General features: G+C 40.8%; 14 protein-coding genes. 10 read left to right on the top strand and 4 right to left on the bottom strand.

The genetic code is table 11. The features are described from left to right. Positions 1–115 precede the first annotated feature (115 nt). A complete protein-coding gene (locus tag ACX3PU_RS09825; protein ID WP_459084862.1) occupies positions 116–571 on the bottom strand; it encodes an Lrp/AsnC family transcriptional regulator in 456 nt (151 codons plus the stop codon). Between the two features lie 157 nt (positions 572–728). Between ACX3PU_RS09825 and ACX3PU_RS09820 the strand changes: the two genes are divergently transcribed. Beyond that, a complete protein-coding gene (locus tag ACX3PU_RS09820) occupies positions 729–1,934 on the top strand; it encodes an aminotransferase class I/II-fold pyridoxal phosphate-dependent enzyme (protein ID WP_459084861.1) in 1,206 nt (401 codons plus the stop codon). Between the two features lie 151 nt (positions 1,935–2,085). On the opposite strand, the gene ACX3PU_RS09815 is transcribed toward ACX3PU_RS09820, so the two are convergent. Both ACX3PU_RS09815 and ACX3PU_RS09810 read right to left on the bottom strand, forming a co-directional pair. Then, a complete protein-coding gene (locus ACX3PU_RS09815; protein WP_459084860.1) occupies positions 2,086–2,487 on the bottom strand; it encodes a helix-turn-helix domain-containing protein in 402 nt (133 codons plus the stop codon). 155 nt (positions 2,488–2,642) lie between these two features. Then, positions 2,643–3,197 (bottom strand): hypothetical protein, encoded by a 555-nt coding sequence (locus tag ACX3PU_RS09810; protein WP_459084859.1) that lies wholly within the window; start codon positions 3,195–3,197, stop codon positions 2,643–2,645. A gap of 244 nt (positions 3,198–3,441) precedes the next feature. Between ACX3PU_RS09810 and cls the strand changes: the two genes are divergently transcribed. The 9 genes from cls to ACX3PU_RS09765 all read left to right on the top strand — a co-directional run bounded on the left by cls (position 3,442) and on the right by ACX3PU_RS09765 (position 14,791). Continuing rightward, entirely contained in the window at positions 3,442–4,899 is a 1,458-nt protein-coding gene (gene cls, locus ACX3PU_RS09805; RefSeq protein WP_459084858.1) for a cardiolipin synthase, read from the top strand. A 78-nt stretch (positions 4,900–4,977) separates the two neighbouring features. Next, positions 4,978–5,319: a phage holin family protein gene (locus tag ACX3PU_RS09800; RefSeq protein ID WP_459084857.1), complete on the top strand. Its 342-nt coding sequence runs from the start codon at positions 4,978–4,980 to the stop codon at positions 5,317–5,319. Positions 5,320–5,335: 16 nt separating this feature from the next. Beyond that, positions 5,336–5,821, top strand: a complete 486-nt coding sequence (locus ACX3PU_RS09795; protein WP_459084856.1) for a PH domain-containing protein — start codon at positions 5,336–5,338, stop codon at positions 5,819–5,821. Between the two features lie 10 nt (positions 5,822–5,831). After that, positions 5,832–7,835 (top strand): S9 family peptidase, encoded by a 2,004-nt coding sequence (locus ACX3PU_RS09790; RefSeq protein ID WP_459084855.1) that lies wholly within the window; start codon positions 5,832–5,834, stop codon positions 7,833–7,835. A 146-nt stretch (positions 7,836–7,981) separates the two neighbouring features. Next, entirely contained in the window at positions 7,982–9,031 is a 1,050-nt protein-coding gene (queA, locus tag ACX3PU_RS09785) for a tRNA preQ1(34) S-adenosylmethionine ribosyltransferase-isomerase QueA (RefSeq protein ID WP_459084854.1), read from the top strand. Between the two features lie 214 nt (positions 9,032–9,245). Beyond that, entirely contained in the window at positions 9,246–10,280 is a 1,035-nt protein-coding gene (rlmN, locus tag ACX3PU_RS09780; protein WP_459084853.1) for a 23S rRNA (adenine(2503)-C(2))-methyltransferase RlmN, read from the top strand. A gap of 60 nt (positions 10,281–10,340) precedes the next feature. Continuing rightward, complete coding sequence (locus ACX3PU_RS09775; RefSeq protein WP_459084852.1) at positions 10,341–11,210, top strand: YncE family protein; 870 nt, start codon at positions 10,341–10,343, stop codon at positions 11,208–11,210. Between the two features lie 66 nt (positions 11,211–11,276). Further along, the gene (locus ACX3PU_RS09770) at positions 11,277–12,254 is read left to right on the top strand and encodes a polyprenyl synthetase family protein (protein WP_459084851.1); all 978 of its coding nucleotides are present in this window, start codon (positions 11,277–11,279) and stop codon (positions 12,252–12,254) included. 107 nt (positions 12,255–12,361) lie between these two features. Further along, the gene (locus ACX3PU_RS09765; RefSeq protein ID WP_459084850.1) at positions 12,362–14,791 is read left to right on the top strand and encodes an alpha-ketoacid dehydrogenase subunit alpha/beta; all 2,430 of its coding nucleotides are present in this window, start codon (positions 12,362–12,364) and stop codon (positions 14,789–14,791) included. A gap of 51 nt (positions 14,792–14,842) precedes the next feature. On the opposite strand, the gene ACX3PU_RS09760 is transcribed toward ACX3PU_RS09765, so the two are convergent. Next, positions 14,843–15,094 carry a hypothetical protein gene (locus ACX3PU_RS09760; RefSeq protein ID WP_459084849.1) on the bottom strand — a complete coding sequence of 84 codons (252 nt, stop codon included), beginning with the start codon at positions 15,092–15,094 and terminating at the stop codon, positions 14,843–14,845. Positions 15,095–15,109 lie beyond the last annotated feature (15 nt).

Below are 15,109 nucleotides of genomic sequence, written 5' to 3'. Positions count from 1 at the left end.
GCTGAGGACTTAATTCAGAAAAAGCTTTGGCTACGGCCAAGGCTTTTTTTTTGCGAATCTATCCCAGAATTGGAAATCAAAAAGGGTTCAAGTCCTTAACCGCGACATAAGACCCCTAGGGCTGAATCACTGTGGAGTTTTTCACTTCTTTAATCATGAAAGAACTTTGGGTACTAGCAATATGCTGGAGGTTGGTAAGTTTGCTCACCATAAACTCTCTGTATTCTTGGATGTCACGTACGCAAATCTTTAGGATGTAGTCGTAATCCCCTGCGACATGAAAACATTCCAGTACTTCGGGGAACTGGGTGATTTCGTTTTCAAATTGAGTGATGTACTCTTTCTTGTGCTGCACTAGTTTAACATGGCAAATGACGATAAAGCTTTTCTGCACTTTTTCCGCGTCAAGAAGTGCCACATACTTTTTGATAATTTGCTTTTTTTCTAATTTCTTTATCCGTTCAAAAACTGCGGTCACGGACAAATTAAGCTCGGTCGCGAGTTGTTTTGTGGTTTTCTTGGAGTCGTTTTGAAGTAAGATTAGCAATCTTTTGTCTTTTTCGTCTAGCATTAAAATGAATTATTTTCGGTTATTTTTTTATCCTTCGTCAAATTTAAAATTATTTTCATTAACTATTTGATTTTATAGATTCAAAATCTATGCTAAGTAAATTCAATTGTTTTATAGTTGCACTATTTGCACATTTATAAAATTGAAAATTTATATTATGGAAAACTTTGAGCCCGCAAACAAAATTCAGGATTTGCAGTACTTTGGAGAATTTGGAGGCGTAAACCCTTCAATCTCGGATAGTTCAACCTACACGTTTCTTTCTGCAAAAACCATGTTCGATACTTTTGAAGGAAATACAGACGGATGCTATTTGTATTCTAGACACTCCACACCGAGCAATCTCTATTTAAGTGAGGCCCTTGCCCAAATGGAAGGAACAGAAAGTGCAAATGTAACGGCCTCAGGAATGGGAGCAATCACATCTACTTTGCTTCAATTGTGCAAAGCAGGAGATCACATTGTGTCGAGTCGAACCATTTATGGAGGAACTTATGCCTTTATGAAGAACTTCCTTCCAAGCTATAACATCAACACTGCTTTTGTTGACATTACTGACTTAGAAGGGTTAGAAGCGGCCATCACAGAGAACACAAAAGTTCTTTTTTGTGAAACCGTGAGCAATCCACTCTTAGAAGTGGCCGATTTGAAGAAATTAGGAGCATTAGCTCAAAAGCATAATCTAAAGCTAGTGGTAGACAACACGTTTTCTCCGCTTTCCATTTCTCCACAGAAACTAGGTACGGACATTACAATTCATAGTTTGACTAAATTCATTAATGGAAGTAGCGATGCAGTTGCCGGCGTCGTATGCGCACCTAGTAGTTTCGTGAACGAGTTGAAAGACGTGAATACAGGCGCTTGCATGCTCCTTGGACCCACGCTCGATAGTTTACGAGCCGCGAGTATCTTAAAGAACTTACGAACGCTTCACATCCGCATTAAAAAGCATAGTGAAAATGCCCTGTATTTAGCAGAGCAATTTGAAAATGACGGATTAACTGTAAAATATCCAGGTCTTAAAAGTCACAAGCAGCATGAGTTATTCAAAAGCATGATGAATAAAGAATATGGCTTTGGTGGACTTTTAACTCTTGATGTAAAAACCACGGAGAAAGCCAATGAACTCATGGAACTTATGCAAAAGGAAAACTTAGGCTATTTAGCCGTGAGCCTTGGTTTTTATAAAACGCTATTTTCTTGTTCTGGAAGTTCGACTTCTTCCGAAATTCCAGAAGCGGAACGTAAAGAAATGGGACTCTCCGATGGTCTTATTCGTATGTCGATCGGACTGGATCACGATATTCAAAGAACCTATCAAAAAATGAAGTGGTGCCTGCAGCAAGTAGGGATTCCAAAGTAACGCTCTTGCATGCATTGAAATTTGCAAAACAAAAATTTAAGTGATATTCACTGAGCTAAGGATAGAAAGAAGAAGAACTCTTCATGAAATTCTCGCTCTTCTATTTGATACCAAAAACCTAAACTGGATTCAGTTTAGGTTTTTACTTTTTCTATTTATTGAGTAGTCGTTCAAGCACTTTAATTTGAGCATTTTTCGATTCAATTACTTCTGTGTATAATTTTTTGATTTCGTCAAGAGCCTCAAAGAGAATATCCACTGGATTGTGCTTATCTTGATTAATGCCAATCCAAGGATCCTCATGGAGGGTGCTCGTCAGTACACTTACTGTCTTTTTCTCGTCAAAATTCTCAATAGCTTCGACCGGAATTTTCAGAGCTTTTGCAATGGCTTCCAAAAGGGATTTGTCAATCTCTGCTTTCTGTTCCAAAATGGATATTTTCTGTTGATTCCATTCTTCCCCCAAATCAAAAGCGAGGGACTCCTGCTTGATTCCTAACATTTCTCTAAAACGCTTTACATTTCTTCCGTGATGAAATTTTGCTAGCTCCATAGTGTGATTCTCAGTGATTAAAAGCTTGAACACAGAAGGCATTCTGAATGAATGCCTTAGAGTTGTAAAGATAAAAATTATTCATTGAAAAATCTGTAATTTTTGCTAGAAAAATGAAGTTTTTATGCGAAATTTCATTTACCACTACTTTGTTCTTATTTGGTTTTTTCAAGCATAATTAATTGTTTGCCTCCAAAGGAATCGCCTAAGTTTAAGGTTCCTTCAAGAACCAGGGTTTTGTTTGTCACATCAATGACCGAAATGTAGTTTCTAGAGTTGTACTCAATGTAGTTTTCTTTCTCGCTGGATTGGGGATTCTTCCCATACTTATACTTGTAAGAAACCCACTCCTCGTCCTGAGATTTGCAATGAGCAGGTTTAAACTTGCTTCTTTTGGTCTTAAATTCAAAAATCTCTTCACTTCCGATGCAAGAATTCTTATACGTATTGTCAGGGTTCTCATCCGACGCAAACGTATCATAGCTTCCGTTATAAAGCCCTACAATTTTCCATTTTCCGTCCAATCGGTCCTCGTCAATTTTTCCTTGTGCTTTTTTAACGGCCCAACTAACGCCGTTTACGGTTCCTTTCACCACTTTATAACCTACCTTGGCTGCGGTTTTCACGACTCCTACGGCCGTACTTACTATGCAGGACGTAAGGGTGAAACAAAGAACAAGGACAAGAACTGTTTTTAGAATTGATTTCATAAAAATACATTTAGTTTAATTTCAAAAGTGGAGTGGTGTTAACCAGGGAAACTCTGTTTTGAAATTATAGTTTGACTAGGCCATGGGATACAAAAATGGCTCCATTGTAATTTTAGTCGATACTATTTACTCGAGTTCAACGGATCCTCAAGTGGGAAATTAGAGAATTTCTCATCTATGCCCCAAGAATTTTTGTAGATTTACATAGGATATTCTACTTCTTATCCCCAGAATTTAAAATTTAATGAGTCTACTTCTAATTCTTGAAATCCTTTACGGTATCCTTGTGACTTTGGTGTGCTTCCGCATTATCCTTGACACCAAGAATGCCACCAAATCCCTTGCCTACGTTTTATTTACAATCTTTGTTCCCGTAATCGGAATGGGTTTTTATTTCTTGTTTGGTATTAATTACCGACATCGACACATGTACAAGAAAAAACTCTTTAAAGATGAGAAATTGTCCATAGAGCTTCGTACCAAACTTTTTGAATATTCCAAAGAAACCTATTTGGGACGGGATTCTAAGTTGTCGCAATCGAGAGAACTTTCCTATATGCTTATGCATGATTTATTAAGTCCCTTAACCTCCGGAAACGACGTGAAGATTCTTCGCAACGGGGAAGAGAAGTTCCCCGAAGTGATTAAAGCCTTAAAGAACGCAAAAAACCATATCCACTTAGAGTATTATATCTATAACGACGATGAGATTGGAAATCAAATTGGCGACATCTTAATTCAAAAAGCAAAAGAGGGGGTAAAAGTTCGTGTGATATACGATGATTTTGGAAGCTCTCGGGGGTGTAAGAAACTTATGGAAAGACTTAGCGAGGGAGGAGTAGAGGCACATCCGTTCTTGAAAATTCACTTTATTGCCCTGGCCAATAGAATCAATTATAGAAACCACAGAAAAATCATTTTGATCGATGGAAAAGTGGGGTTTGTAGGGGGAATTAACATTAGCGACAATTATATTAACACAAAAGAAACTCCCGAAAACATATACTGGCGCGATACTCATCTTAAAATCGAGGGACCGGGGGTCTTTTATCTGCAATTTCTTTTTTTATGTGACTGGAATTTTTGTGCAGAGCAGTCCCTTGAACCCACAAATGATTTCTTCCCTAGTCCACAGCAGCATGCTACCAAAGAAAATAAGGTAGTACAAATTGCTTCGAGTGGGCCGGATTCTCCGACCCCCACCATTTTGTTCTCCATTTTGCAGGCCATTAATTTAGCGCAAAAGGAGATTTTAATTACAAGCCCTTATTTCATCCCAGATGAAAGTTTATTAAATGCACTTATCATTGCATCGCACAGCGGAATAAAAATTAAACTTCTTGTGCCCAAAAACTCAGATTCGAAAATTGTGAAATTAGCTTCCCGTTCTTATTATACACAACTACTCAAAGCGGGAGTCGAAATCTATCTTTATACCAAAGGTTTCGTGCATGCGAAAACCATGGTCGTGGATAGCTTTTTAGCGATCGTGGGCACGGCCAATATGGACATTCGTAGTTTTGATTTAAATTTCGAAGTAAACGCGGTGGTCTACGACCACGCAACGGCCCAAGAACTACGGAATGATTTTGAAATGGATTTGCAAAATTCAGAACGTATAGACAAAGAACGATGGCTTACAAGAGGAAAGCACATTCAACTTTTGGAAAGTACGATGAGTTTAATTTCCCCTTTGCTTTAGGCTCTTTTGCGCCCTTTTGCGAGACTCGGCGCATTGCATAAAAAGAAATAAAGTAGTAGATTTGATAAAAATTATCCTATGAATTTACTAGTAAGACTTTTAATTACAGCCGTATCGGCCTACGTACTACAATTGATCCTTAGTGGGGTTCAAATTGAAAATTTTTGGACGGCGATTATCTTTGCCGTGGTCTTAGGAATTGTGAATCTCATTTTTAAGCCCATCATGCAAATTTTAGGCTTTCCTTTGACTGTGCTTACCCTAGGGCTTTTTGCTTTGATGATAAATGCTCTGGTCATTATGATTGTGGATTACTTTGTAGACGGTATGACGGTGGACGGCTTTGGATGGGCCTTTATCTTCAGTATTTTACTCTCCATCATCACTTCCGTCATAGGAGGCGTCGTAAACAAAGACTAACCTTTTAAGCATCCCTATGAAATCATACCCTGGTGCAAATCCTGATCTCTTTTCAAAAATAGTCACAGGAATTTTCATTTTAGCGATTCTTGTCGCGCTTGGTTTTTGGGCCTACAGCCCAAACCCCGAGGCAAGAACCTCAGGAATGTTCATGGGTCTTTTTTTGCTTCTTGCTCTCACTGTATCTTGGCTTCTAATTCCTTCTATTGGGAAGTCGGAAAGTCATTTTGAAATCCAGACCAAACTCCATTGCATTAAAATTCCTTTAAAAGAAATCAAATCTGTAGAAGCGAAAGCCTACAAAGGACTCTATTTAAGACTCTTCGGTATAGGCGGACTCTTTGGCTATTTTGGTTATTTTAACAAAGGGGAAGTGTGGTATGTTACGAATCGACAAAAGGCGCTTTGCATTGTGACCAAAAGAGGGAAAGTCTATGTAGTCAGCCCTAGCGACCCGGTTGCAGTCGCAAGTGATTTAGAAAAATATATTAACCCCAAATAAAAAAAACTGTATGAAATTAAAACATACTGTTATGGCTCTCGCAGCCCCTTTCTTAATGAATGCACAAAATGTCATGACTCCAGAAATCCTCTGGACTCTAAACCGACTGGGCGTTTCGGCGGTTTCTCCCGACCAAACGACCCTGATCTATAAAGTTAGCCAAACGGATCTTAAAAGCGAAAAGTCAAACAGCAAAAACTATTTGCTTTCAATCGGAAGCAAAATGGCTTCCGAACTAGATTTAGGAAAAAAATCACTAGTGCAATGGGACAAAAATGGACTGTATGCGCAGGAAGGAAAAATCCTTTTTATATCCAAAGATTCCGGTAAAACTTGGACGGAGTTCTTTACTGTAGGGGACGCAAGCAATGTACGAATCTCTCCGGACGGAAAGAAAGTAGCCTTTAGTAAAGAAGTGACGATAGAAACCGTTCTAGGAAAAGAAAAATACAAAGACACGCCCAAATCCACGGCGCATATTTACACGGATTTAAATCACCGCCACTGGGATTACTTTAGTGAAGGGAAATACAACCACGTGTTTGTCGTAAACGTCTCAGACAAAAAAGAAAAAGCGGTCGATCTTCTCGAAGGAAAACCTTGGGATTCACCTCAACGTCCTTTCGGGGGAGCAGAAGATTTTGTTTGGAGTCCTGATTCCTCAAAACTTCTTTATGTCACCAAAGCGTTAAGCGGAAAAGAGTATGCACAATCGACCAATACGGATCTTTATTTCTACGATTTAGTAAGCAAAACCACGACGAATTTAACCCAGGGAATGATGGGGTACGATTTGAATCCAAAATTCTCTCCAGACGGCCAGTATTTAAGTTGGCAATCCATGAAACGAGAAGGCTATGAGGCGGATAAAAATGACATCGTAATTTTAAATCTTAAGACGGGCGAAAAGAAAAACCTAACCGAGTCTTGGGACGAGAGCGTAAGTGGAGATGTATTCTGGTCCAAAGATTCGAAATCTCTTTATTTTACCGCCGCTTTCAAAGCGACAAAACAACTGTTTTCAGTGGGAGTAGAGGGAAAAGGAAAAACGACGGTGAAGCAGCTTACCAAAGGAGACTTTGACGTAAATGAAATTTTCCTTCAAACTAAAGACGAGCTCCTGGTGTCTAGAGCAGACATGAACCACAGTGCCGATCTATATTTGGTGAATGTAAAGAATGGAAAGTTTAGTCCAGTCACTTCTGTAAACGCGGAGACGTACGCGAACTTGAAGCCGGCTAAAACCGAACTAAAAATAGTGAAAACCACGGACGGAAAAGAGATGGGTGTATGGATGGTGTATCCACCGAATTTTGATCCGAGTAAAAAATACCCAACCCTTCTTTACTGTCAAGGAGGACCTCAGTCTGCATTAACTCAGTTCTTTAGTACAAGATGGAATCTAGGACTTATGGCCGCACAGGGATACATCGTCGTGGCTCCAAACCGTCGGGGAATGCCAGGATGGGGTACGGAGTGGAACGAAGCCATCTCTAGAGACTGGGGAGGACAAGTGATGCAGGACTATCTTTCGGCAACCGATTATGCGCTTGATTTACCGTACGTGGATAGCGAACGAATGGGAGCGGTAGGAGCGAGCTACGGAGGATATAGCGTCTTTATGCTTGCGGGGATTCATGAAAATAGATTCAAAACCTTCATCGCGCACGATGGTCTTTTTGATATGAATTCATGGTATTTAACCACAGAGGAGCTATGGTTCGCAAACTGGGACATTGGAAAACCGACCGAATCGCCAACCCCTAAAGCTTTCACGGACTTTAATCCCATGAATCATGTTCAAAAATGGAACAAACCTATTATGATTATTCAAGGAGGCATTGACTACCGTGTTCCTTACGAACAGGGGCAAGAAGCTTTCCAAGCGGCTCAGTTAAAAGGGCTAAAATCAAAATTCCTTTACTTTCCAAATGAAAACCACTGGGTGTTAAATCCCCACAACGGTCTCGTGTGGCAAAGGGAATTCTTTGAATGGCTAAAAGAGACGCTTTAGTCAGAGCGTTAAGCAGTAGAACAAAACCTTCCAGGATCTTTCTTGGAAGGTTTTGTTTTTCTCGCAGGGCACTTTTAGGCTTTACTTGACTTTGCCTCTCAAATAGCGTATCTTTGCACTCTAATTTTTAAACCGTAATTTAAAAAATGAAAACATCCCACTTTAATTTTGATTTGCCAGAGGAGCTTTTGGCAGAACATCCAAGCGAACACAGAGACGAGGCTAGACTGATGGTTTTGGACCGTAAAACGGAAACCATTGAACATAAGCTTTTCAAAGATGTCATTGACTATTTTGATGAAAAGGACCTTTTCATCTTCAACAATACCAAAGTATTCCCGGCAAGACTTTACGGAAATAAAGAAAAGACCGGAGCGAAAATTGAAGTTTTTCTTTTAAGAGAACTTGACAAAGAAACAAGAGTATGGGATGTACTTGTGGATCCAGCTCGTAAGATTCGTATCGGAAACAAATTGTTTTTCACAGAAGACGAAGGTCTTGTGGCTGAAGTAATCGACAACACCACCTCAAGAGGACGTACCTTACGTTTCCTTTACGACGGCAGTTACGAGGAATTCAGAACCAAACTTAAAGAACTAGGGGAAACCCCACTTCCAAAATACATCAAAAGAGAGGTAGAGAAAGAAGATGCAGAACGTTACCAAACGATTTATGCAAAAGAAGAAGGAGCTGTAGCGGCGCCGACTGCAGGACTTCACTTCTCTAGACACCTAATGAAAAGATTGGAAATCAAAGGAATCGATTTTGCAGAAATCACCCTTCACATTGGACTTGGAACTTTTAACCCGATTGAGGTAGAAGACTTATCTAAGCACAAAATGGAAAGTGAAGAAGCGATTATCGACCAGAAGAATGCCGACATCATTAACAAAGCGGTAGAAGAGGGAAGAAGAGTTTGCGCAGTAGGTACTACGACGATGAGAGCTCTAGAAACCTCCGTTTCTTCCAACCGTAAAATTGGACCTTACCACGGATGGACCAATAAGTTCATTTATCCTCCACATGATTTTGGAGTGGCCAATGCGATGATTACGAATTTCCATACGCCGAAATCCACTTTACTTATGATGATTGCAGCGTTTGCAAACAAAGATTTCATCATGAGAGCGTACGCGGAAGCCATTGAAGAAAAATACAAATTCTACTCCTACGGAGATGCAATGCTTATCCTTTAATTTAGGAGTTTCTATTTTACAAAACGTCACTTTTTTAAAGTGGCGTTTTTTTATTTCCGGTTTGCAGCGATTTCTATCTCCTTTTCGATAGTAAAAAGCGGTCCTTTTTAATTCAAAAACCCATTGCTCCTTATAGGCAACTGCTTCACTAAGAGCACGTAAAATAAAATGGCTTAAAATTTCGTATCTTTGCAAACTTTAATAAGCATACCGTTTGAAAGATATTCGCACCTTAAGTCTTGAAGAGTTAAAAGCTCATTTTCTCACCCTCGGGGAAAAACCTTTCCGAGCCAAACAAGTTTACGATTGGCTTTGGAGTAAGAACCTGCATTCCATTGAGGAGATGACGAATCTATCGAAGGAACTTCGAGAATCGCTTACGAAAGAATTTACTATTAATCCGATCGCCGTGGATTTGCTTCAAAAATCCGAGGACGGAACGATTAAAAACGGTGTGAAATTGCACGATGGACTCCTTGTAGAAAGTGTGCTTATCCCTACCTCCACTAGAACGACGGCCTGCGTATCGTCCCAAGTGGGATGCTCACTTAACTGTGAATTTTGTGCTACGGCGAAGCTTAAGCGCATGCGTAATTTAGAAGTGGCAGAGATTGTGGACCAAGTCGCCCTAATCGATCGACAAAGTAGACTGTACTATCAACGACCCCTAAGCAACATCGTGTTTATGGGAATGGGCGAGCCCATGATGAACTATAAGAATGTGGTGGAAGCCATTCGCAAAATCACGACACCGGAAGGGCTTGGAATGTCGCCTCGACGCATCACGGTCTCTACTTCGGGCATTCCCAAGATGATTAAAATGCTTGCGGACGAAGAAATCAAGGTAAAACTTGCTCTTTCTCTTCACTCTGCCATTGAAGAAACGAGAAACGACATTATGCCGTTTTCTCAGAAGTTTCCTCTTACCGACATTATGGACTCTCTACAGTATTGGTATCAAAAAACAGGCTCTGTAATTACCTTTGAATATTGCGTTTGGAAAGGCATTAACGATTCAGACAAGGACATTAAGGCGCTCATTCGATTCGCGAAACAAGTTCCTTCCAAAGTAAATCTAATTCAGTACAATCCCATTGGAGAAGGAAAATTTGATCATCGAAGCATTGCGGCAGAGGAGCGTTACGTATCCGAACTAACCAAAGCGGGGGTCACGGTCATGGTTAGAAAAAGTAGAGGAGGAGACATTGACGCAGCTTGTGGGCAGCTTGCCAACAAATCAGCGGAGTAGCTTACTTGGGTTAGATCTTTGACAGTAGTTCGTAAATCCGGTTTTTAAAATCTATCTTTTATGAAATTCTATTTGCTTTTTGCCTCGGTCTTCTTTTTGTCCTTTCCCAAGGCGCAGAATTCCTACGATTGGTTTAAAATCAAAAAGTACAGAGTCGCTACCTTAGATTCAAAAATAAAAGAAAATTCAAGCCTCCATTTTCATCGTGGTACGCTCTATACTTTAAACGACGGTGGCAATTCTTCTGAATTGTTTGAACTCGATCCTAAGAGCGGAAAAATTCTAAAAACGCATTCTCTTTCTTTTCCCAACGAGGACTGGGAAGCTCTTGCATCGGATTCCTTAAACCTTTATATTGGGGATTTTGGAAACAATGCAGGAACAAGAAAGAACTTAAAAATCGTGAAGCTGGACGCTACTACTTTTGAGCTGCAAAAAGAAATCGGATTCTATTTTCCAGAGCAGCCAAAAACAGGAGCCCAATTGCACGACCATGATTTTGACGTGGAATCCCTTTTCGTTCTAGACAGTGGGCTTCATGTCTTAACAAAACAGTGGCGCTCTTTACAGGTCTCTCATTATCTAGTAGATCCATACGAAACTTCTTCAAAGGTTCCCGCAAAGCTTATCGAAACGTTTGATTTAGGATTTATGGCGACCGATGCGGCCTATGATAAAGGCACGCTTTATCTCGTGGGGTACACAAAGAAAATGGAAGTTTTCCTAAGTGTATTCAAAAGAGATTCGGATGGTAAATTCTTTTCCCACCTCCCTAAAAAGTACTTCCTAGGGCTTAGTTCTAGCATTGGGCAAATCGAATCGATTGCAGTCCATCAGGGCAGAGTCTACCTTTCTGGAGAAGAATTTCGCTTCCGATTCCTCCATGCAGCGCCCGCGCTGTATTCCTTCCCTTTAGAAAAATTGAAATAAGTTTCTCGAACGCTCGGAAAACCCTATATTTGTTCATTCGTATTACCCTTTTATCACCTCCTATTTGTGTCGAATACTGTAGAAGAAATTAAAAAGCCCATTGCGCAGGAAATGAAACTTTTCGAACAAAAGTTTTACCAGTCCATGCAAAGCAATGTCCCCCTACTAGATAAGGTGACCCGATTCATTGTCACGACCAAAGGAAAACAAATGCGTCCCATGTTTGTCTTTCTTTGTGCAAAACTCATGGGAGAGGTTTCCGAGAAGACCTTCCGAGGGGCCTCTATGATTGAGCTTATCCACACCGCTACCTTGGTGCACGACGACGTCGTGGACGAGAGTTTCAAAAGAAGAAACTTCTTTTCCATCAATGCGTTATGGAAAAACAAAATCGCAGTGCTCGTAGGAGATTATCTACTGGCCAAATCGGTCTTGCTTTCTACCGACAACAAGGAATACGATTTGCTAAATGTCATTTCAAGAACCATTCGAGAAATGAGTGAGGGCGAGCTTTTGCAATTAGAAAAAGCGCGCAAACTTGACATCACTGAAGACGTTTACTACGAAATTATTCGCCAGAAAACGGCCACTCTAATAGCCGCTTGCTGCGAGATTGGCGTTCTCTCCGTAGGAGCGGATGAACAGACAGCCAAGAAATTTAAAGATTTTGGTACGTTTACCGGGATGGCTTTTCAAATCAAAGACGATTTGTTTGACTACCTGAGTTCCAACCTGATTGGAAAGCCTGTGGGAATTGACATTAAGGAAAAGAAAATGACGCTCCCTCTTATTTACACTTTGCGTGAGGCGAGTTCTGCCAATCGCAAGTATTACTTAGATACCATCCGAAGACACAACAACAATCCCAAGCGAGTAAAAGAACTCATTCAGTTCGTGAAAGATTCGGGTGGACTTAGTTATGCGGTCATGATTATGAAGGATTATCAACAAAAAGCAAAAGATTTACTGCAAGAATTTCCAGATTCAGATGCGAAAAATTCACTAAATCAAATGCTTGATTATGTGATTGAACGAAAATTCTAATTCCTTCCTTTTTTTTACGTAATTCGCAATGCGATTTTAGAACATTCTTGATACTCAATAGGTTGTGTTTTAAACAAATATAGTATATTTGTGAAAAGCTAAAGTTTATGCAAACCACCTATATAGAAACCCAAAAATTATCGTTTGAAGATTTCAAAAAGTCCGTTTTAGAGGATTATAAGCTCGGCCGTATCTCTAGAGAAATGTCCCTACTAGGACGAAGAGAAGTTTTGACTGGCAAGGCGAAATTTGGAATCTTTGGAGACGGAAAGGAACTTCCTCAACTCGCGATGGCCAAAGTCTTTAGAGAGGGAGATTGGAGATCCGGATACTACCGTGACCAAACCTTTGCTATGGCCGTAGGCGGTCTTACGCCAGAGAGTTTCTATGCTCAACTTTATGCCGACACCAGTGTCGAGAGAGAACCTGCCTCTGCAGGACGCCAAATGAATGGACATTACGGAACTCGTACCTTAAATTCAGACGGAAGCTGGAAGAACTTAACAGAATTAAAAAACATATCGGCAGACATTTCCCCGACCGCAGGACAAATGCCAAGACTTCTAGGTCTTGCGCAGGCTTCGAAAGTCTACAAAACCTTATCTTTTGAAGGAAGTGAAACGTTCTCTAACAAAGGAAACGAAGTCGCTTTCGGAACCATTGGAGACGCCTCCACCGCAGAAGGGCATTTCTGGGAAACCCTGAATGCAGCTTGCGCCCTGCAGGTCCCTATGATTGTATCGATTTGGGATGACGGATATGGGATTTCGGTTCCCACGCACAACCAACGAGCGAAGGTAGATATCTCTGAGATGCTTTCTGGATTCCAAAGAAAGGAGGGAGAAGCTCAAGGATGCGAAATCATTCAAGTGAGAGCTTGGGATTATCCTTCCTTACTTGATGCTTATGGGAAAGCAGAGCATTATGCCCGTAATGAAAGTGTTCCCGTCGTGGTTCACGTGATTGAAGTCACGCAGCCTCAAGGGCACTCGACTTCAGGATCGCATGAACGGTACAAGGACGAGGATAGACTTTCTTGGGAAGGTGAATTTGACGGACTTGTCAAATTCAAAGAGTGGATCTTAGATTACACCGTAGATTTAAACGGGAAAGAAGAAGGACTAGCGACTGTAGAAGAGCTTAATGCTTTAGATGCAGAGGCAAAACAAATTACAAAGGCTGCCCAAAAAGGAGCTTGGGATAGTTACCAAGGAGCCATCCAGGAGATTAAATCCCAATTGCTTCCCCTAGTGGAAAGCCTTGTAGAGGAACAAAGCAAAATCAGCGAGGATCTCGCTCGATTTAAAGCGCTTGTTTCTGTAGGAAAAAAAGATATTTTCCACCTCGTTCGAAGAGCACTTCTTCTGTCTCGTGGTGTAAAGTCTGAAAAAAGAAAGGCCTTAAATGAAAAATTTGTAGAGCTTTTCGAAATAGAAAAGGATAACTATTCTTCTCATCTCTATTCCGAATCTCAGTGGAAATCCACTCTTGTGAAAGAGGTAAAACCCGTGTTTAGTGAAAATTCGAAAGAAGTAGACGGAAGAGTCGTGGTGAGAAACAATTTTGATAAATTGTTTGAAAAGTATCCCCATACCCTTGTCTTCGGAGAAGACGCCGGAAATATTGGAGATGTTAACCAAGGTCTAGAAGGGATGCAGGAGAAATACGGAGAACTTCGCGTAGCGGATACAGGAATCCGAGAAGCCACCATCTTAGGCCAAGGGATTGGACTCGCCATGAGAGGTCTTAGACCGATCGCAGAGATCCAGTACCTAGATTACATCCTTTACTGTCTTCAAGGAATGAGTGATGATTTAGCCACGGTACAATACAGAACCAAAGGAGGACAAAAAGCCCCACTGATTATAAGAACTCGTGGACACCGTTTGGAAGGGATTTGGCACTCCGGATCTCCAATGGCCGGAATCTTAAATCTTGTCAAAGGAATTCAAGTTCTCGTACCAAGAAACCTAACCATCGCAGCCGGTTTTTACAACACAATGCTTCAAAGCGATGAACCTGCCTTAATCGTAGAATGTCTGAACGGCTACCGACTCAAAGAGAAACAGCCTGACAACTTAGGCGAATTCACAATCCCTGTAGGGAAAATTGACATTACAAAAGAGGGCAGTGACGTGACCCTTGTGACCTATGGATCTACATGGAAAGTAGTTACCGAAGCGGCTGCAAGTTTAGAAGAACTTGGAATTAACGCGGAAGTAATCGATGTTCAGTCTCTTATTCCTTTTGACCTAGACCATGAGATTTTAGAGAGTCTTAAAAAGACTTCTCGTTTGGTTATTATCGATGAAGACGTGGAAGGAGGTGCCTCTGCCTTTTTGCTTCAACAAATCATGGAGAAACAAAAGGGATTCCGTTATCTGGATAGCGATCCATTAACCATTACAGCGAACAACCATAGACCTGCCTATGCAAGCGACGGAGATTATTTCTCTAAACCTTCCGTAGACGATATCGTGGAGAAAATCTATACTTTGTTTCATGAGGCCAATCCTAGTAAATTCACCGCCTTGTAAAAAAAGTTACTACATAAAAAAAGCGAGCCAGAACGGTTCGCTTTTTTTATTCTAAAACAGAAGCCAGCGCTTCGCATTTTCTCTTTTTAAAAGACCGTACGATTCAAGATCCTCGAGGAAAGTCATTTCCGAATGAGGGCGAAGAGAGATCGACTCGAAGATTTTTTTGCGGTGGGCATAGCCCTCCATAAACTCTTGGTTGGTTTCAAACTCTTGACGATCGGACTTTCTCATCCACGTGATGAATTTTGTGGGAGTGGATTTCCAAACACTCTTTCCACGATGTAAAAGTGTGTACTTCATTGCGATACGTTCTTA

Source organism: Chryseobacterium sp. A301 (assembly GCF_054489425.1).
This window is presented reverse-complemented; position numbering and strand designations above follow the sequence as displayed.